Genomic DNA, 20,710 nt, shown 5'->3' on the forward strand with positions numbered 1-20,710 from the left:
TTCTATCACTTATTTCTTTTCAATTCAAAGGGATACTCTACTCTTGTTAGAAAAAGGCCTTCCGGAGGAACCGCCCGCCCAGCCTTTTGACGATCCTGTCCTTGTATAACTTTTTCAAAATCTTCAATGTTCATTTTTCCCTCACCCACTTCCAGCAATGTTCCAACAATAGCCCGGACCATGCCTCTTAAAAAACGATTAGCGGATATATGAAATACCAGATAATCATTTTCATATATCCAGAATGCCTTTGTAATAGTACACCTAAAGTTATTTACATCCGTCTTGACTTTACTAAAACATTCAAAATCTGTATAGCGAAGTAAAAGTTGTGCCGCTTCATTCATTTGAGCTATATCAGGAGTACCTCTGTAGCGGTAACACATTTTTGGTAGAAAAGGGTTCTTTTGATGTGAAATCCTGTATTCATAACTTCGGCTAAAAGCATCAAAACGTGCATGGGCAGTTGGTTCAACCAGATAAATATCTATAACAGAGATATCAGCTGGTAGCAATGCATTTAAAGAATGAACAACAGAACGTTTCAAAAGATCTGCCTTACAGTCTAAATGTACAAACTGCTGTGTTGCATGTACACCTGCATCTGTTCGCCCACTTCCTAACGTTTCTACAGATTCTTTCAGTAGGATTGCCAAAGCTTTGTTTAATTCAGCCTGTACAGTATTGGCATTTGCCTGTACCTGCCAGCCATGATAATTTGTCCCATTATAAGCTACTTCCAGAAAATATCTTTTCACTCCGATTCTTGAAATTTCAGTTCAAACAAACAACAAAAATACACACCAAAAGCCTAATTGCGAAATTCACTAATTTGAAAGTGGAAATTTACTTATATACCTAAAAAATGTAAAACATAACCTTTTTACTTATTTGTATATTTACTACATATATAATATATGATTTATTGTCTATTTAATCCATCTTTTGTCCGAAACTGAACAAAGCAGTCTCAAAACCGGACGTAATCTCGAAAAAAGCACAAGCTCACAAAACATCAAGACGCTGAAAATCAACAAAATAAGCCTTATACAATTTTATGGCACGAATATGGAAACTTATTTTTCAGAAAGAAATGCAGAAAAAATTTTCAGGAAAAGACAAGTTAATTTATAAGCCACTCAACCTATATTTAGAGCCGTTTATATAAAAAACTTTCGCATTCCTGTAAATCAAAAAAAATGATGCAACTTTTGCCTCGCTGATGCATCTTATAGTCATTAATACTTATTTTGCGAGCAATACATCACTTATTAGACAATAATAAGTGTGCACTACAACTATAACATTTATCTACAACTAACAATGAAAACTATGAAAACCTTTCTGAAAAGAGGAAAAGGTATCCTCGTTGGCTTAACGCTAACAACCGTAATCGCAGTAAGTGGTTACGCTCAAACTATGGCAAGTGGAAATAAATCAGAAACACTTGCTGCTCCCAAAGCACTCGAAGCTGTAGTGTACCAAATTCCAGAAACAACCAAATTCAAAGTACATTTTCTTAACAATTCAGGCAGAAAGGTCACAGTTCAACTACGTGATGCTCAAAACCAGTTGGTTTATTCAGAGGTGGTTTCTGGAAAGAATTATATACGTAAGTTTGATCTGAATAACCTGATTGATGGAGCCTACCGTTTTGAAATATCAAATGGCAATCAGTATATCGTAAAAGAGGTTGCCTTACAAACAGTTAGTGCACGTAGTGTACAGGTAGAATAATTTCCACAAAACTCTTCCAATTAATCATTGGAAGAGTTTTTTACTATATACAGATACTAATTCAGATACATTTACAGTTATTCTTTATATAAGCAATCAACTGTACAGCTAGAAACACGGGAAGACTTTGGATCATAACAAACTGAAAGCAAAAAATAAAAGCAAATCATTCCAAAAACTTTTTTAATCCCAACTTTGCTTATGGAAAATTTAACTAAACTAGATAAGATTGACTACAGACTACTTAATCTCTTACAAAACAACGCAAAAGTTACGAATGCCTATTTGTCTCAACAAATTGGATTATCACAGGCTGCTATCTTTGAAAGGGTAAAAAGGTTGGAAAACGATGGCTATATTAAAAATTACTATGCACAAATTGATGGACCGAAAGCAGGTTTAGGAGCTACTTTTTTTGTGCAGATCTCTCTAACGAATAATAGCCGAAAGTCGATGGATTCATTCTTACAGAAAATTGATGAACTGGATGAAGTGATAGAATGTCACAATATTACAGGATCATCAAACTTTTTATTAAAGATTGTAACAAAAGATCTACATTCATTCCAAGATCTGGTTATGGGCGAAATGAGTAAATTGGAAGAAATTGGCAGTTTGGAATCTATGATTGTTCTTTCTGTAATGAAAGACAGCAAGACAGTACCTATCCCTCTTAACTAATTCTATAAATACAATAGGGCTGGATTTTATATAACAAGTATAAAATCCAGCCCTATTGTATTTATTTATCTGCATCTATCGATTTAGGAGCATTTCCATCTGCATAAAAATATCCCTTATCAAATGTTTTCCCTGAATATGCTTCTCCTTTCAGGATACTTATAACCATCCATACTACTAAAAAAGGAGATATCAGATAGGCAGTCCCTATTATCCATGAAGGAATACCTATATGTGGACTCACTGTATATAAAATAAGATATACCGTAACGCATACTATCGAAAATTTGTAGTTCTGGTGCATAGTCTTTTGATTATTCACTTAAGTTCTTTACATACACTTAACCGACTGCTATCTTTGTAAATAATGTTCAAAATATCTATGCCTGCCAGAGGTCGAGTAAATTTATAAATTCCTGTTGGATTAACTGTGCCTTATCATTAGCATACCAGGCATGTACTTTCTCATACATTTGTTCCTGAGTCATAGTGCCTGGATTGTATTTAAAATCCATAACAAACTTCTGAACTTCTACCGGACGAGGCCCCCAGGTGCCTAGCTCTTCCAGGGTATCTTTTTTCAAAGCAATAAGTTTAGGGATTGAACGGCTTGTACCTGTCAGATAAGCATCCATAATTAGGGGATTTTCATCCCGAAGTACTATTCGTAAGGAAATAGTGGGATTTATAGAAGCCATTTTTGCGATAGCAGGAATATTTTGCGCAGCATCCCCACACCATGCTTCTGTCACAACAACCCAGATCATAGGTGTTTTACAATTTTGTAACTTAGTTATAAGGTCATGTCTTAAAACAATTGTCTTATCCCACTTACGCATCCGTTGTCGGTTCAATTCTGTATATTTCACCAGTCCTTCTGACTGATTGGGACCAGTGGTTTTATGCTCCGATAACAATTTATCAATGAGATCTTTATATTGTTCATACGACATGGCATGATCAATATCCTGTTGAAAAATAACCTGTTGCATGTTTCTTGTTATAACTATATTGTCCCAATCAAACTTTTATTCTACTCACAAAAGTTCCATAATCCTGTAAAGCAACATCAGCAATGCTTCTTAAGAAAGAAGGACACTCAAATAGCATTATGTTACATAAATATGGGATAGTAATCCATGAAGGATGGAAAAAGGGGAACGTTTTTTGTCTGCCATAAATTCTTCCTCTATTTTTGTGAAATCGGGGTTACCAAATCCCCTCTATGCCATTAACCATTGAACTATGTCAGACGAAAATATAATAGCACGCATCCGGCAAGGTGATGAATCAAAATTGATGGCTATTTATCGAGCATACCGAAACGATTTCATTTTTTGGGCAATGCGTCATTTCTCTTGTAATGAAGAAATTGCCAAAGATGTTTTTCAGGTTGCGATAACTATCTTTTATGAGAACATTATGTCGGGTAAACTTTCCAAGCTGAGCAGCTCTGTTAAAACCTATCTTTTTGCTATTGGAAAAAACAAATTACATGAAAATCAGGTAGCCAGAGAACGGGACCTGAAAATTCAGCAGTTTGAACAAGATAAAATAAAAGATGGTTTTCAGTTAGAGAATATTGAAGGTGAGACTTCAGAAGAGAAAGAAGGGATGTACAAAATGCTGGAAAAAGCGTTAGTGGAATTGGGCGAGCCTTGTCGCACTGTACTGGAGATGTATTATTATCAGGATTTAAGTATTGAGGAACTGGCTACTAAAATGGATTACAAAAGCACAGATTCTGCCAAGACACAAAAGTACAAATGTTTAACCCGATTAAAGAAAATCTTTCAGGAGTCTGTTCCTGGCATTAAAAATATATAGGATCTTAGAATGATACAAGTATACTCTTTACCTACTATATAGATTGGAATACACCTCTTAAAGAAGTTGTTTAAAGTAAAATATTTTCTCAGCTATCCGATTAGTCCAAACACTTTGGAATAAAAATTGCAAACACTATACATTATGGAAAATACAGAATTAATCGAACGGTACTTTGAAGGCAAACTAAGTCCTCACGAGAGAAAGGAATTCGAAACTCGGGTAGCTCAGGAAACTTCCTTTTCAGAAGAGGTTGCTTTACAAAGAACGATACGCGAAGGTTTACGCGCTGTTGGACGTGGACGGATGCTATCTAAACTGGAAGAAGTTGAAAGTAACATGTCAGCCTATCATCCTCCTACTCAGGTTATTCGATTTGATGAACGTACACGTCAACGCTTTTACTGGGCAGCAGCAGCAGCTATCGTGTTACTGATACCTGTATATCTCCTGTTGAAAGCGAATGTCTCTCATGATGCACTTTTTGCACGCTATTTCACTCCATATGAAAATACGGCAACTCAATCTGCCAACCAGGATCCTTTAAATCATGCTCTACAGCTATATCGTGCCAAAAACTATGCACAGGCATTAGGCATACTGGAAACACTGGAAGATAAAGGAAACGCATCTGACTCAGCCTTGTTTTACAAAGCGAATGTACATATGCAACTGGAACAGCCCACTGAAGCCATTACAACACTAAAACAGATCTCCTCTACATCTACATTTTATGATGAGGCACAGTGGTATCTTGCATTAGCTTACTTCCAGAATAAAGAAACGAACAAAGCAAAGGAACTATTGACAAATATTGCTCAAACACCTGCACATCCTTATCATCAACAAGCACAGGAGTTGTCAAAAGAGTTGAAGTAATTCGCTATAAGTGGTTCCGGATCGACATATTCTCAGCTATCTCAATCCGGAACTTATTATAAGACTCCTATTTTTTTACTTACATCTCTGATTTGCTCCAGTGCTCCCATTAGAATCAAACGATCACCAGTATGTAACTGAACAGCCGGAGCAGGATTGAGTATATAATCTCCAGCTATTGTTTTTACTCCCAATACTGTAGCACCAGTAGTACGCCAGGCATCCAAATCAACCAAGCTGACATTTTTATCCACAATCAGTTCAGCAATCTGAAAGTTATCACTCATCTGTGTACTTAGTAAGTCGATAAATTCTTTTACGTCTGGCATTAGAGTGAGCATAGCCATATGCGCCCCTCCTATTGTATCAGGCATAATCACATTGTTAGCACCAGCAATCTTCAGTTTGCGAACACTGGTATAATCTGAAGCACGACTAATAATGGTAATCTTTCTATTGAGATCGCGTGCCGTTAATACTACAAATACATTATCTGCATCGTTAGGCATAGCACAAATCAATGAACGAGCACGATCTATTCCTGCTTCCAGCAATATTTCATCTTTGGTAGCATCTGCTATCATTCTGTGTGTTAAAGGAAAGTCTGCATTCTCAAATTTGTCCGCGTTCATCTCAACGACCACAAATGGAATTTTATTTCTGTATAAAACAGAGGCAGCCTCTCTTCCATTACGTCCAAATCCACAGACAATTACATGATCTCTAATCTCATTAAGGGCTTCTTTCATTTTAAAGGCTTTGTAAGACTGAATAAACTCCCCATCAAACACAAAACGACTCACTACTGTGATAAAATAGGTAAAAATGCTGATGTTAAACAATATCAGAAAGATAGTAAAGACCCTTCCTGTAGATGATAAAGGATGCACCTCTGTAAATCCAACTGTCGATACGGTAATAGATGTCATATAAAGAGCATCTAACCATGAATAATTTTCTATCACCACATATCCAACTACACCTGACAAGATAGATCCTGCAAAAAGTAGTAGAGGAATATAAATCTTAGAGATAACGTATAGATAAGACCGCATGTAAATTGAGTAACAGAGTACAAGACACAACTTACAAAATTTTGTTATTACTAATAACTCATAAACTAAGAGGCAACTTTACAAATGATGTATTTGTAAAGTTGCCTCTTAGTTTATGAGTTTTATATTTTCTTAGAACTTAAGATTTAAAGATAAGAGAAAATTAGTTCCTGCTTGTGGGTAATAATAATTTTCGGTAGTAAATGTACCTTCAGAGATATAGCTGAATGTATATCCGTTGGATTCATACAGGTAATTGAAAAGATTGTTTACCAATAAATTGAGTCCAATTTCCTTCACAAACTTTGGTTTAATCATATAGTTGACCCGAATATCGTTTACAAAAAAACTATTTAGTTTACGATTATTGCTGGAGGTATTATCCAGATATTGCTTTCCTACATATTTAGATAACCAGCTTACTTCCAGGCCAGCCAGAGGTTTATAGGATAAAGTTCCGGCAGCAATAATATTTGGAGAAAATGAAATATCTGTCTCTTTATACTTCTTCACCTCCTGTATCTGTGTATCGTAGTTATCAATATACTCCTGGTAGTTACGAATCTTGTTTTTACTGAACGTTGCATTAGCACCTAGCGTCCATTTTGACGAAAGTTTCACATTTCCTTCTACTTCAACTCCCATACGATAACTTCGTGCAATATTGGTTCGGGTATATGCACCTACATCGTTAATTTGCCCGGTAAGTACCAGTTGATTTTTATAATTCATCAGATAATAATTGGCAGATAGAAGATAGCTCTTATTTTGTTTTCGAAATCCTACCTCCAGATTCTGTAAGCTTTCAGGCTTAGGGCGACTATCTGGAGTAGACTGAACAAAATCATCCCGGGTAGGTTCCCGATGGCCGACACTATAGGAAGCATAAGCACTGTTTTCATCAGAAAACAGATAGGTAATACCTACTTTGGGATTAAAGAAGTTATAGGTAGCAGATTGCTCTATATTACGCAGATTATGGTCAAAGCCAAGAAATGAGTAAGCAATATATCGATATTGTAAATCCAAAAAGGCATTAAACTTGTCTGAAAAATCATAATTCCCCTTTGCATAGAAATTGATATCTCCTTTACTGGCATCATCATTATAATATCGTTGTCTGATTTCACTGGTACTGGCAAATCTTGCCCATATTATCTCCCCATAATGTTCACCAGTATAATTATTTGCTCCGCCACCCAATATTGCAGAGAATCGTTTTAATGTATTATAACTGACAGACCAAACCAGACCATAAAAATCATTATTTAACCAACGCCTCCGAATTAAATCCGTTGCCGTAATCACAGAATCTCCAATACTAATAGAAGGAAGATTATAGGAACTCAAGCTCTCTCCTGGTTTATATTCTTCATAGTAGCCTTCTCCATGTGTATAATGTAGTGCTAGGTTAGCATTCCAATTACGATTAAACTCATGTGTCAGGAAGAGCTGATAATGATCTTGCTGGTAATTATCAGTCTGATTATCATACGTATAGGCATTATATGTACGATCCGTCTTCAGAAGATATTCAGGTACACCATTCCATGCCTGATAGGTCACTTCTTTACCAGAAAAGACATTGAACTTAATCATAGTGCCACCAGCATAATATCCACCCGATAAAAAGAAGGATTTCAGATTGCTGGACGCTCTGTCTACATACCCATCTGAACTGATTTTTGATAGCCGTCCGTCAAAAGTCCATTTCCCATTTATCAGGCCTGTACCTACCCGGGCAGTATGTTTCCAGGTGTTAAAAGATCCATAGGCATTGTTGATTTCGGCATAATGTTTTTCATTCAGCTGATTTGTCTGCACATTCACACTTGCGCCAAAAGAAGCAGCACCATTTGTTGATGTACCAACACCCCGTTGAATCTGAATATTGTCAACAGACGAAGCAAAATCGGGCATATTTACCCAATACACTCCATGTGATTCCGCATCATTAAGAGGAATACCATTGACAGTGACATTAATACGCGTAGGATCACTTCCCCGAATGCGAATACCTGTATATCCTACTCCTGCACCTGCATCAGAACTAACGACAACAGAAGGAGTTTGATTTAATAGAAATGGAAGGTCTTGTCCAAGATTCTGTTTGGCGAGTGTCGCTTTGTCCACAGAAGTAAAAGTAGTGCCTGATTTCTGCGAAGCTCTTGTTGCAGCAACTACGATTTCGTCTGCTATGTATTCCATCTTTTTCAAATCGATATCCAGTATCTGATCTGAAGTTAAGTCGATTTCCCTACTTAATTTTTCATATCCGATAAAGCTGATTATCACTACATACTTTCCAGAAGGGAGATTACGCAAATAATATCTGCCATCAGTCATTGAGAGAGAGCCTTTAAAAGTATTTTGCAGACTTACCGTAGCGCCTGGCAATGGCTGTCCTGCAGAGGTTACTTTACCCGAAATAGTGTATTGTGCCCATGACAAAGATGCTAGCATCATTGCCATAAAAAGAAGAGTAAATTTCTTCATGAATGCAATTGAAGTTTTGCAGGATAAAACATAAGGTATGCCAGGGGCTGACAAGCCTTCTTTTGTCTTTTCCTTCGTCGGTACTAACCGAATCAGGTTCAAGGGTATGATCTCAGCCCGTAATAATAAGGCACCCCTAAGACCAATTATTCTTACATTATAATTGTATTCTCTTAGTATGATAGGTTCTCTAAAAAATAAAGAGAACACTGCAAAGGTATAAAATTTATGTATGTGTTTGACTAATCTTCTAAAAAACTTACCTGCAGTTCTTTTGATGTTAGCATAAAATTAATTTCTGATCACCTATAATACATATACAACAAACTGGTAATCAAAAGCATCTAAAAGACATAAATTTCAAAAAATGGGATAAAATTACTCTACAAACCTTATTCTTTATTTATTAAACGAGCTTCATTGTGCCAATGCACGAACATTTATACTTAAAAACATAAAAATGATTTTTAAATACATAAATGAAAAATAGGAATAATTGTAACTCCAAAATTCGCACTATTTTTCATTACTTATTTATAAATACAGCAACTGCTAATTTTAATATCCAGTTGTCTTTTTTTATTCTATTATTGCATCCATCTATATATACTTTCTTTAAAAAGAATCTATTACATTGTTCATTATCTGCCCTCTATGATTATTAAATAGTCAATAAAGACATTATTTTTGTTTGATCATTTATAAATTAGTTATACTACATATAAAAATTCCTTCTTAAAGATCATGGAAAAGATATCTTATTACAAGGCCCCCCACGTAGAAGTGGTGTACAATCCAACACATCAAACTGTTGAGTATAAATGGATTGGTTTCGTTAACGATGCAAAAGCCAAAGAAGGTATGCAAAAAATAACAGAAGCGATCATTAAATACAAAGCGCCTTTTATGATAGCTGATCTGATCGAGTTTAAAGGTGGCTTGCCTGAAACAGCTCAGTATGTCAACGACATTTGGAGTGAAGATCTTAAGAAAGCAGGTTTACAGAAAATCGCATTAAATTTGCCTGAAAGCATTTTCGGAGAAATCACGAATAAGAAAGCCTTGGGAGAAAAGTTTGTTTCTCTGCATACTGTAGAAAAATTCGCAGCATCTTTTGAGCAAGCTTATCAATGGTTTAAAAGCAAATAAAAGAAAGAATCCCACTGCACACAAACAGTGGGATTCTTTTTAACTTAATTATTGAAATATTTGATAATCAACTGGCATTTCTCACAATCCTGAATGTCGGCAAATACAGGTGTATCCTCAAATAAAAAATCTTTGTATTCAACAATATCAAGTGGTTGGTAACCAAAGCGATTTACATACACATGCTGAGAGATTGGTCCTGTTGCTTCTCCAATTGCACCTTTAAAGTTTTTTGACTGTGCAAGTTTTTCCGCTTCCAGAGTAAGTTCATCAATAATCCCTTTTCCAGCAAATTCTTTTCGTACCCCTCCCATAAATAAATGGTATAATTCTCCCTGCTCTACAACATTCTGGCTTTTAAATTTATTGGTCAGCTCTTCCAGTAATCCAAAGATTGGGAAGAACTTTTCTGAGATTGTCTCAATCCCTTCAGGAAGTTCAGTGATAAAATCTTCACAAACCAAACATCCAATAACTTCTCCAGATACACTGTCCTTTGCAACAACAGACAATCCATCTGTTACAGCTTTATTTACAAACAACTTTGCAAAATGATCAAATTCCTTTTTGGAAATACCAAGTAACTTAGTCATAGGTTCTCCATAAGTAAAAGTAGAAGCAATGCAGTCTACAGCACCTTCCACATCATCTTTAGTAAGTACACTGAAAGTAATTGTTCCTTGTGCAGGTGCAGATGAATAAACAGCGTTTAGCATAAATTAGATAAAGGGTTTTGAGATTATAGGATGAATTATAACTAGGTTTAACTATTTTGCTTTTGCATATATTTATACTCGATATTTACCATAGCAGCAGTAGTATCTTCTGCCACTACTTGTTTTACCATTAGTGTGTTATACACTTCCTTCGCTATCATCTGAATACGGGTAACTGTTTCGAGTATATCATCTTCAGATGTACGAGGATTAATGGTACACATACGCATCACCAGCTTTCCGTTAAGTCTTGTAGTTGGGGTTAATGCAAACTTATCATCTGCAACAGCCAGAGCTATAGCATCATTTAGTTCTTCAATCATCTTCTCATCAAGAGAAGCTGGCGCATACCGAAAAGTCACAATACCAAGCCTGGCATCACTCATAACCTGCCATCCCTCCCTCTCTTCCCACAAATCCTGTACATACTTTGCTAGTTTGATACCACGATCAATAGCAGAGCTAAAGTTCTCCAGACCAAATATTTTGATAGACATCCATAGTTTGAGTGCTCTGTCACATCGGGTAAGCTGAAGACCTTTTCCATAAAAATTAACATCATTCATGGATTCTTCAAGATTACGCATATAATCAGCAGTCATATCGAAAGTTTCTGCCAGCCATCTATCTTCTTTCACTAACAAGCACCCCACTTCATAAGGTTGGAAAAACCATTTGTGAGGATCTACAGTGAGCGAGTGAGCATACTGTATACCATTCAGCATTTCTTTTGCTTCTTTACTCAAAGCAGCAGCAGCTCCGTAGGCACCATCAACATGCAACCACATATCTTCCTGCTCACAGATAGCATAAATTTCCATTAATGAATCAATTGCTCCGGTATTGGTTGTGCCAGCATTTGCAATTATACAGAATGGACGTAGTCCGGCAGCTTTATCTGTTTCTATCTGTTGTCTCAGATATTCTACATCCATACAATAATCTGCGCCAACCGGAATCTTTCGAATCTGGTCAGTTGCAAATCCCAGGATATAGGCAGCACGTTCATTAGACCAGTGCGCCTGGTCTGAGAAATATAACACAGCATTCTCAATCTTATCTTTCAGCTTAATCTTTCTGGCAACAGTAAGTCCACTGAGATTTGCAATAGATCCCCCTCCCACCATAATACCGCCTGCTTTTTTGGGAAAACCAATTATCTCCTTAAGCCAATCAATGACAATGATTTCTATTTGAGTGGGTCCGGAAGAGAGCATCCATGCCCCAGTAGTAATATTGAATCCTGTGGCCAGCAAATCAGCCATAACACTTACAAAATTGCTGGGACCTGGTACCCATCCAAAAAGACGTGGATGGTTCATATGCATAATATGGCTAAAAATATCCCATATCGCTTGTTCGAATACATCTTCCCACTTTGCTCCTTTTTGAGGTGCGGGCTCCCGCAATAAGGCCTCCATTTGCTGACGGCCTACCATATTTACAACAGGCTTGTCCTTAAGAACTACAGAGTGCTCGATAATGGTATCAATAACCTTATAACCAAATCTGCGCATCTCTTCCTGAGATAGCTGTAATTGTGCATAGTCAGATAATTGCAAACTGTTTTTAGAATCAAACATAATGTGGAGATAATTCAGAAATAAGTAATGATTAATTGGGTATATGATTAAATAGGCTTGGTTATAATTAAGGGTATTAAGACTAACAGTACATTAGAATCGCTTTTCTGAAGATTATCTACTTAGCATAAACCGTTCTCATCCAATGGTATCTGACACACAAATACTTAGACATTGGTTAAAATACAATTAAAAAATAAAAATAATACAAAACACTTTTATGTATCGCTCTAAACAACTACATATCACAATATGTATATTTTTTCCATAATATACTAAAAAAGAATAGTATAAATTACAATTTTCACAAAAAAAAGATACATATTTTCAATATATACATAAAAGTTATATTAAATTTACAAATAACGTATTCTTACTCACATAGATAACGAAGAGAGCATACAAGAAAAAGACAATTATTAATTAGCGGATTTACTGTTGTAAGTTGGATAGGTCGTACTAGAATCTATAGCAAAAGGGAATTGTATGCTATCTGAAAATCAAAAGAGTTTGGATTGGTGTATTTTTGATCTGTTGAAAACAAATTAACAGGTAAATAATAATTAATCGTTCAGATTATTAAGTTTAGAGTAGACAATCTTTCAGCAAATGAGTAAAGATCTGAACATTGTAATTTCCGAGGAGTACACCATATATGCAAGAAGGATCTAGAAAACATTGAGATTTGAATCAAGAATAAACTATTCCATTTTTTCTAAAGTTACTCTTTTCTTACACAAATGCCAAAACTATACACAGGGATTTATTACTATATACACATTTTACAGAGATGTATCTATAATAAATCTCTTTATTTAAAAGATATCTGTTTCATTTTCACATAGTTTAGATTGGATTTATCTGAAAGGAAGAACTTACTTGTTTTCATATTTATTTTACTGAACCCAGATCATCATAGGTTTAATACAATAATCTCATGAAACTTTATAAATGCAATACCTTGAGGGTTAAGAGTCACAAGGTATTATATTTATTTTATCTATAGTTAACTTACAGAATTTATCCACTTTTTAGCTAGTTCCATACTAGCAAAATGTTTTACCAACTCATTTTCTTCTACCTTTTCTTTTGTCTGGGTTGAAAAATTCTTTACCGACATCTGTGCAAATGCGTTCTCAGATAGAACAAAGGCCATTCTCTTTAGTCCATTCTGTATTAATTCAGGCATAACAGAGGCTGCATACTCAGTGTCCTCTCGTCGTACAATAGAAAGCTGAGATGTATCTGAAATGATTGCTCTTACATTTTTCTCTCTGGATATATCAACAGTTTTGTCGATAGCATTTCTAAAATTCTCACTACTTATAAAGCCTAACCATGTTTGTATAAGTGTTTCACTGGCAGCATCATAATCAATATTAACAAATTTCTCTTCCAGAATTTTCATATTTACTTATGAAGTTTTAGTAATAAATAGTTACAGGCTAAAATACAAAAATGAAAAAGTGACATCCCTTCTTCAAAGAAATCTTGCAAATTTCCTTACAATGAAAGTCTTTTCACGTTTTAACTATTTTTATTTCTCTAAGGTTTTATCTATATAGAAAATATGTCCTTCCCAGAAACAAAAATTGCGCAATAATTAACTAATTATTGCGCAATTTTCGGGCGAATTACTTATTTATTTATTAAAAAATTCAGAATTAGATATAGAAACCAGGTACTTATTTGCCTTCTTTTCAAATAAATCTGTTAAAACCACTTCCAGAGGCTCTGCCATAATTACAGAAATAACATCCTGGTCCTTATACCTAATACTCCAAAAATCATAATAACTGTCATGTATTTCTATACTGCCATGTATTTCTATACTGCAATAGTTATCAAAATACAGATTTAAATCTTTTTTAGTAGCAATAAAACCAACCTCCTGCAATAAGGCTAACCATTGGCCAACAGCATAATGTTTTTCAACCCGATCACTTTCATGAACACCCAGTATATCATCAACTTCTCTGCTAAAAAATAGTTTTAGAGCATTCTTTTCTTCATCTGCCAATGGTAATTCATCAATGGCCTCAAATATTAAACTAAATAAATGAAGACAATTTTTAAATCGCTGATAGTAGTTGGGTTCATAGTGATCGACATTGGGCTCTGACAACACAATAGCTCTTACAGATATATCCCTTAAATTCTGAAACACCTTAATTCTATCTCGATTAGATTTAATATGATGCAATGCAAATGATGCATTCACAACAATATTATCACCTAATCCGGATAGTACTGCAGACCAATCCTGCAAAGACATGTTCTCAGAAAAATCATTTTTCAGAATATAGTTAACTTCAAAAGGAACATCTTTGGCTATCTCTTCAAAGTTTTGTTTTGCGGCTTCCAATGCTTCAGCAAATGGTTCTATAGCAACAATAGTTATTTTCTGTAGCTGACGTAGAGGTTCGTTTCCCAATCGACGTACTATTTCCCTGGCTTGATATCCTGTTCCTGCACCAATATCAACTAACACAGCCTCTTTCCAACCTCTAAGCCGCTCACAGATAAGAGTGTTAGCTAACTGCTGGGTCATACTAATCATTGGAAACTTTTTAATCAAAAGCTCAAACAATTGAATCTGAGGTATTTCAAATTTCTTAGTATAGATATGTTCATATTTGTCTGTACTATCTTTGGTGAATTGTTTCATGGCTCGTGCGAATACAAAATCCAACATAGTATTCTCTGCATCAATATTTTTCCAGCTTTCCTGCTCGATCTGATGGATAGGCTCCATAATCTCTTCATATACATAGTGAGGAAAACAACGCGCTAACCGGGTTAGCTTCTCTGTATTTGCTGTCAGAAATTTGTTCGTAAACATAGGTTATTCGTAAATTAGTTGTGGGTAATGATGATATATCAAAAATATCAAAAATGTTATTTTCCACAAGTAATCTCCTTACCGCCTATAAAATATAGTTTACAAGCCTTATATTATTCATTCATCCCAACAGTACCTCCTTTTTTAAGCGCATGCAATGATTCAATCTACAGACTCAGAAAATATTCTATGGTCTATTTACTATAACTTTAACTCTTCTATATACTCCAATGCATGTATAAAACGGTCTTCCATATTTCCTGACAGTAGAAAGAAAGGCAATCCACGAGATTCTAACTCTTTTTGAAAAAGAGCATGCATCTCTTCTCTATCATTTGGACGATCTCTTATCCCATCAGGAATCCAGGGTAGATCGATATTCATAAACAGATACAAGTCTGCATAGCAACCAGGAATGGTTTCTACTATCCAATCAGGACATTTGCCGTAATAGGCTTCACTATATACTTTGGTTTCCAAAATATCGGTATCACAGATTAAAAGCTTTTTTGTTTGAGATAGATAATATTGTTCCAGTTTAATTTGTCCTTTGGCAATAGGTGTTACATCACGATAAGTGAGTAAACGATTGTGTTTTTCCTGATAGATCCGTGCATACTCGGGAGTCCATATTGTATGAAAATGTGAAGCTAGCTGTTCAGCGAGTGTAGTCTTGCCTGTGGATTCTGAACCAAACAGTGTAATTTTTATCTTTGGATGATGTGATCTGGAAAAATTCATGTAATTAACATTCATACATAAAAAAATAACAACCCTTTTGAAAAAGAGTTGTTATCCAATAAGCTGTATAGTGTAGCAATACTTTTAACTAACTTTTATCAGGAAAAGATCCTGTTTGCCATCTTTCTTTGCTTTTTTATCTACAACAGGTTGAAAACCTCTGATTTCCTGCCCCCCTCTGCTAAACTTCACAAAATACCCTATGACTTTTTTCTTTACTACTAATTTATTGCCATCCAGCTTAATGTCTTTAGGATTATTTGATTGCACACGCCATCCATATCCCATCCATTCTTTAGCTATCAATGTAATGTTATCCCATTCAAACAGCCATGCAGTTTCCCGCCCACCTCTCTCTGAAGTCTTCCACTGATACTCTCCTGCATATTCAGCTGGTAATCTTTCATCTTTTTCAAGACCGGATTTTGGCAGCTTATCAATATCCAGTCCGGTAAAATCAGAAGAGGGCAATACTATTGTTTCCTGCTTTCCATCTAATTTTGTAACAGTTGTTTTTGATTCATCCCCGGATACAGAGGCCTCCCTTGTATCATTGGATTTAGTCTCAGGCTCTTTCTTTGGTTTCTTTTCCTTTTTCTCTTTTTTTTCAGGCTCTGTAGTTGCTATTGGCTCTGCAGGCCCTTCTTTTCCTGTTTCTGGTTTTGTTACAGGTTCTACAGTTGTACTTTTAGGGTCCATTGTTGTGTTTTTTACAACAGGGGCAGCAACAGATTCATCTGCATCCATCACATCAATGTATCCACTGGAATATACAATACTTGATACTTCACTGGTAGGAATAGAAAAGGTAGCCCCATTAGGTGAGGAAAACTTTTTGTATTGAATCTCATTTTTAGAGATCTCCACTACAAGAGCATCAATTACTGATTTATCTTTTTTCTGAATTTTATCCGGAGCCTTCTGTGCAATAGCCCAATGACTGATAAATAGTAATAAAACAAAAAGAAGGTTTTTCATTTTTGAATTGTTTTGTTTGTAGGCTAAAATCAAATTCCATACCATTTCACAAAATACATCCAAAAATGAATTCAGGTGAAATCGAATTTATTGATTTTAGAGTGTTTGTTTGGTATAATGAATGTATATGAATAAGTACAAATCTCATCAGTAGTACAGAAAGATACTACTTTAAATAATTCTTTTTTAGTGATTCATATTTTTTACGGTAATCTTTATTATCCCGTAAATTTTTCAGATATCGTTCTTCATCCTGCTTTACCTGGTCTTTATTCATCTTTCCAGTCTTAAAGGAAGTCTCTAACCAGGCCAGTGCATTTTCCCATTGATTCTGCTTTGCATAGGTACAAGCCATACCATATTGTGCCTGTGCATATGGATTCTCGATTTTTAACGCATTTTCAAACTGCTTTAAGGCTTCTGTAGCATTACTCAGATTAAGATACACAAAACCCAGCTCAGAATAAAAATGTGCATCAGCTGATTCAGGATATTTTTTCATAAAAGCCTGCATATCCTGTAATGCCTCATTGTATTTATTCTGATGAGCGTACACTATTCCTCTTGTAAAGATAGCATCTTTCGCTACAGCCTGAGTATCTGCTTTGATTACAGTATTAAGATCACCTAAAGCTTCATTCATTTTCCCCAACTCCATATATGAAACGGCTCTGTCTCTATAAGCCAGATAATTCTTATTATTTCGTTTGATAGCATCATCAAAATCACTGATTGCTTTTTTATGATCTCCCTGCTGCTGATAGATCAACCCACGATAACGATACGCATCTGCATAATTATCTGCATAATCCAGTCCTTTTTTCACATCTTCCAGTCCTGCATTGCTTTCTCCTGACAGATACCGGACATACCCCAACATACTATATAATTCTGCCAATTGTGTTTTAAATGATAACACATTTGCTTTAGCTTCATTCTTTTTGTCTTTCTGGGCTTGTGATAACAAAGGTAGTGTCAGATTGATAGCTTTTGTTAAGTCTGCTTTAGCCTCTGTATATTTTTTTATATGAGTGTAAGCAAAGCCTCTTCCCTTTAGTCCATCTATATAGGTCGGCTCCAGCTCTACAGCTGTACTAAAGTCTTCTAGTGCATCTGCAGAGTTACCTAATTGAATACGAGCCATACCTCTGGCATAATAGGCTTCTTTGTAGCGTTCATTCACCTGTAAGGCCTGAGTATACTGCTCAATTGCCTTTTTATAGTTCCCTTGCCTTTCCCATAGCTGTCCCTGCATAAACCATGCTGCCGCATATTTAGGTCGGATAGCCACTGCATTGCCCAATGCTTTCTGCGCTTTTAACCAGTCATTCTGTTTCATGGCAAGAGTGCCCTCATCATAAAACTTCATAGCTTTAGCCTGAATATTTACAACTAATGCAGATTCCAGACCTAACGCTTCTGCTTTATTAAAATCAGCTGCCGCTTCTTTAAGCTTGCTAACTTCCATCCACAACATTCCCCGCTGATAATAAGCCTTTGCAAATTCAGGTTCTACCCGAATTGATTTTTCAAGATTTTCTTTTGCTGCCGTAAAATCTTTTATCTTAATCAATACCAATGCTTTCTGGTAAGGATATAAACCTCTTTTAGGTGCTAATGCAATGGCTTTGTCATAATCTTCCAGAGCCCCTTTAATATTATTAACCTTCTCTTTTAATTCTGCTTTTTTGGCATGATAAGCAGGATTAAGAGGGTCAATGGCTTTGGTAATAATATCATAATCAGCAATAGCCGATACTACATCATTGCGACGTGTTTCATTCAAATCAGCCCGAGCCAGACGAGCCTCCAGATAATTCTGATCAAGGGCAATAGCTTCATTAAAATCTTCTATAGCTTTTTCAGCTGCTTTCTTCTCATTTGCCTGCAAATAGCTCTTGCCTCTTAACAAATATAACTCCGGATAGTTGTTTATCGCTTTTTGTTTCTTTTTCTGTTTTATCAGGTCGTCTGTCTGTTCTATTACATCTTTATATTTCTTTGCTTCAAACTGAGTCTTTAATCCTGATATCTCCTGTACGAAATTAGACAACCGTTTAATCTCCGGATCCAGTGTACTTAACATTTCAGGCTTTGCATTCAGAGCCTTTCGGTAATATTCTATAGAGGATTCATAATCCCGAAAATTTTTCGCAATATCACCTTTCTTTTTTAACTCATCATATGAGAAATAAGTAGCAATAATCCGGTTTACTTCATTTATACGGATCTTGGGATAAGTCCGAAAAGGGTATACTTCTGCTGCTGCCAGATAAGCATCTTTAGCAGCCAAGTAATCTTCTGTTGAGAAAGCCAGATCGGCCCGTTGGATTGCCTGAAGGTATTCACTTTCCCGTTCTTTCTTATCAGCCTCTTCCCGTTCGCGCATGTATTTGGACACAGCCTCTTCTATGTCCTTCTGAGAAGCTACCCCACCGGTATTCCCACTAGCTCCGGTTTCCTCTGAAGGCCCGGCTAACAAGGCCACATCATTTTCATGCCCTTCCAAAGGAGAATTGGGATCATAAAAGCTAATTCCTACAATTTTTGCTTTCCATCTGCTACCAGCTTTCTCTGCACGGATCTGAGCTATTCTTTTGACAGGAGAATACCCAGCTCCTGACTTTTTATATTTGCTTCCAAAATGACTTTCAAAATAGACTTTAACATAAATAAAATCCTTCTTCTTCACATTGGACACCTTAATATCTGAAAATGTGATAGAAGCATCTATGGTTTTTTCGTAAAAAACATCCAGTGTATTCAGATACTTCTCTGCACTTAAATCCTTCGTATTACCTAATTTATAAGCAGGGTCTATATCATCTTCAAGAACTACATCTTTATTGTAGAAGATTTGATTCTTGGAAGAAGAATAACTATTCGTAATTACATCTTTTAACTCATTAGGGGGAAGATCTGCAAATGTCACAAAGTTTAACAAATCCTGTAATTCGACAATGGCATTCTTTGCCTGATAGCTAATCTCAGCACCTTCCTTTACTGTAAGCTCCTGGGCAAACGCAGCTATACAAAAAAAAGAAAGAATACTGTATGAAAAGAGAAACTGGCGTATTTTGTACATGACATTTCAGGTTGGGAATGTGTGTAAGCTCATAAAATCATCTCTAAAATCTACCGATATGAGGTCTGAAACTGGCACATCTCATCTGGTAAATTCAACTTTTCATGTGCATATTTCTGTTTGGCACTTACAGTAACAGGAAGTAATTTACTCAGTAACCATCCAGAGTTACGTGTTTGCCTGCTAAAGCGATTGACAGTAAATATCCACCCGTCTATCTGTAAAAAATGGTAAGTAATTTTATTTACTTGCTTAATAACAAGCTGATTATGCTGGGCTTCATATAGAAATACTGATAATACTTCATCCTGATAGTGATTTGGAAGATAATTCCGGATGTTTTTCTTATCTGTAGTCAGCAAATCTATATTCATAAAGTCGGTTGCATGACTCAAAGGATTCAGTCCTGTAGTAGTGTCTTTTCGAATAGGTAGTCGCAGAAAATCTGCAATGGCACTTACTACAATCCATTTTGACATGCCATTCTTCTCACGCTGAATTTTCAGAATCAGTGTAATCGTGCTTGGCTTTCCTTTATAAGACGCAGCACAGTTTACTTCAGCATACCAGTTGGCGTCAAAGAAATTCAAATAGACAGGGTCCTCTGTATTACTTACCTGGCCAATAAATTGAAGAATCTCCGCTTTCTTCCAACTTGTGTCAGAAGCATTGAAAAGACCTTTAATCATTTGCTCACGTTTAAACTGTGCAGTTGTGTCCTTCTTTTTGACATATTGCTTAATCAAGGTATTTTCCTTGTTGTTAAAACGTTCTATAAATTCATCTATTTGTTTAACCTGATAGGCAAAATTAGCAGTGACTTCGTCTTGAAATATTTGCGAGAAAACAGGATGAAAAGCAAAAAAGGCCAGCAACCAAACGAGAACTTTCATTGAAAGAAATATTAATTTACTACTATGATTATAGTATAATGATGATGT

At 35.7% G+C, this 20,710-nt stretch carries 18 protein-coding genes and 1 riboswitch; of the genes, 5 read left to right on the forward strand and 13 right to left on the reverse strand.

Annotation, left to right across the window (positions count from 1 at the left end):
• Nucleotides 1-5 precede the first annotated feature (5 nt).
• On the reverse strand, nt 6-758 hold the full coding sequence (truA, locus tag QNI22_RS07665; RefSeq protein ID WP_314510056.1) for a tRNA pseudouridine(38-40) synthase TruA: 753 nt from the start codon (nt 756-758) through the stop codon (nt 6-8).
• 574 nt (nt 759-1,332) lie between these two features.
• Here truA and QNI22_RS07670 point away from each other — a divergent pair.
• Both QNI22_RS07670 and QNI22_RS07675 read left to right on the forward strand, forming a co-directional pair.
• Nucleotides 1,333-1,737: a hypothetical protein gene (locus tag QNI22_RS07670; protein WP_314510057.1), complete on the forward strand. Its 405-nt coding sequence runs from the start codon at nt 1,333-1,335 to the stop codon at nt 1,735-1,737.
• Between the two features lie 201 nt (nt 1,738-1,938).
• A complete protein-coding gene (locus QNI22_RS07675; protein WP_313974851.1) occupies nt 1,939-2,418 on the forward strand; it encodes an Lrp/AsnC family transcriptional regulator in 480 nt (159 codons plus the stop codon).
• A gap of 61 nt (nt 2,419-2,479) precedes the next feature.
• Here QNI22_RS07675 and QNI22_RS07680 read toward each other — a convergent pair whose 3' ends face one another.
• Together QNI22_RS07680 and QNI22_RS07685 are read right to left on the reverse strand one after the other, a co-directional pair.
• Entirely contained in the window at nt 2,480-2,662 is a 183-nt protein-coding gene (locus QNI22_RS07680) for a hypothetical protein (protein ID WP_314510058.1), read from the reverse strand.
• 136 nt (nt 2,663-2,798) lie between these two features.
• On the reverse strand, nt 2,799-3,410 hold the full coding sequence (locus tag QNI22_RS07685; RefSeq protein ID WP_314510059.1) for a thioredoxin family protein: 612 nt from the start codon (nt 3,408-3,410) through the stop codon (nt 2,799-2,801).
• A gap of 253 nt (nt 3,411-3,663) precedes the next feature.
• Between QNI22_RS07685 and QNI22_RS07690 the strand changes: the two genes are divergently transcribed.
• On the forward strand, nt 3,664-4,245 hold the full coding sequence (locus tag QNI22_RS07690; protein ID WP_314510060.1) for an RNA polymerase sigma factor: 582 nt from the start codon (nt 3,664-3,666) through the stop codon (nt 4,243-4,245).
• A gap of 144 nt (nt 4,246-4,389) precedes the next feature.
• Nucleotides 4,390-5,124 carry a tetratricopeptide repeat protein gene (locus QNI22_RS07695; RefSeq protein ID WP_314510061.1) on the forward strand — a complete coding sequence of 245 codons (735 nt, stop codon included), beginning with the start codon at nt 4,390-4,392 and terminating at the stop codon, nt 5,122-5,124.
• Nucleotides 5,125-5,180: 56 nt separating this feature from the next.
• On the opposite strand, the gene QNI22_RS07700 is transcribed toward QNI22_RS07695, so the two are convergent.
• Both QNI22_RS07700 and QNI22_RS07705 read right to left on the reverse strand, forming a co-directional pair.
• Nucleotides 5,181-6,179, reverse strand: a complete 999-nt coding sequence (locus tag QNI22_RS07700; protein WP_314510062.1) for a potassium channel family protein — start codon at nt 6,177-6,179, stop codon at nt 5,181-5,183.
• Between the two features lie 132 nt (nt 6,180-6,311).
• Nucleotides 6,312-8,675 carry a TonB-dependent receptor gene (locus tag QNI22_RS07705; protein ID WP_314510063.1) on the reverse strand — a complete coding sequence of 788 codons (2,364 nt, stop codon included), beginning with the start codon at nt 8,673-8,675 and terminating at the stop codon, nt 6,312-6,314.
• A 52-nt stretch (nt 8,676-8,727) separates the two neighbouring features.
• Nucleotides 8,728-8,823, reverse strand: a riboswitch (TPP riboswitch).
• 596 nt (nt 8,824-9,419) lie between these two features.
• Here QNI22_RS07705 and QNI22_RS07710 point away from each other — a divergent pair.
• Nucleotides 9,420-9,824, forward strand: coding sequence for a hypothetical protein (locus QNI22_RS07710; RefSeq protein WP_313974865.1), 405 nt, complete (start codon nt 9,420-9,422; stop codon nt 9,822-9,824).
• Nucleotides 9,825-9,868: 44 nt separating this feature from the next.
• Here QNI22_RS07710 and QNI22_RS07715 read toward each other — a convergent pair whose 3' ends face one another.
• The 8 genes from QNI22_RS07715 to QNI22_RS07750 all read right to left on the reverse strand — a co-directional run bounded on the left by QNI22_RS07715 (nt 9,869) and on the right by QNI22_RS07750 (nt 20,662).
• Nucleotides 9,869-10,540 (reverse strand): hypothetical protein, encoded by a 672-nt coding sequence (locus QNI22_RS07715; protein WP_314510064.1) that lies wholly within the window; start codon nt 10,538-10,540, stop codon nt 9,869-9,871.
• Between the two features lie 47 nt (nt 10,541-10,587).
• Nucleotides 10,588-12,123 carry a pyridoxal phosphate-dependent decarboxylase family protein gene (locus tag QNI22_RS07720; protein ID WP_314510065.1) on the reverse strand — a complete coding sequence of 512 codons (1,536 nt, stop codon included), beginning with the start codon at nt 12,121-12,123 and terminating at the stop codon, nt 10,588-10,590.
• Between the two features lie 1,006 nt (nt 12,124-13,129).
• Nucleotides 13,130-13,531 carry a hypothetical protein gene (locus QNI22_RS07725; RefSeq protein WP_314510066.1) on the reverse strand — a complete coding sequence of 134 codons (402 nt, stop codon included), beginning with the start codon at nt 13,529-13,531 and terminating at the stop codon, nt 13,130-13,132.
• Nucleotides 13,532-13,765: 234 nt separating this feature from the next.
• Entirely contained in the window at nt 13,766-14,965 is a 1,200-nt protein-coding gene (locus QNI22_RS07730) for a GRAS family protein (protein ID WP_314510067.1), read from the reverse strand.
• Between the two features lie 201 nt (nt 14,966-15,166).
• Nucleotides 15,167-15,706, reverse strand: a complete 540-nt coding sequence (locus tag QNI22_RS07735; RefSeq protein ID WP_314510068.1) for an ATP-binding protein — start codon at nt 15,704-15,706, stop codon at nt 15,167-15,169.
• Nucleotides 15,707-15,790: 84 nt separating this feature from the next.
• A complete protein-coding gene (locus QNI22_RS07740) occupies nt 15,791-16,684 on the reverse strand; it encodes a hypothetical protein (RefSeq protein WP_313974877.1) in 894 nt (297 codons plus the stop codon).
• A gap of 166 nt (nt 16,685-16,850) precedes the next feature.
• Nucleotides 16,851-19,769, reverse strand: coding sequence for a tetratricopeptide repeat protein (locus tag QNI22_RS07745; protein WP_314510069.1), 2,919 nt, complete (start codon nt 19,767-19,769; stop codon nt 16,851-16,853).
• Between the two features lie 50 nt (nt 19,770-19,819).
• The gene (locus QNI22_RS07750) at nt 19,820-20,662 is read right to left on the reverse strand and encodes a hypothetical protein (protein ID WP_314510070.1); all 843 of its coding nucleotides are present in this window, start codon (nt 20,660-20,662) and stop codon (nt 19,820-19,822) included.
• Between the last annotated feature and the right edge of the window lie 48 nt (nt 20,663-20,710).

The organism is Xanthocytophaga agilis (genome assembly GCF_030068605.1).
GTDB classification, from domain to species: domain Bacteria; phylum Bacteroidota; class Bacteroidia; order Cytophagales; family 172606-1; genus Xanthocytophaga; species Xanthocytophaga agilis.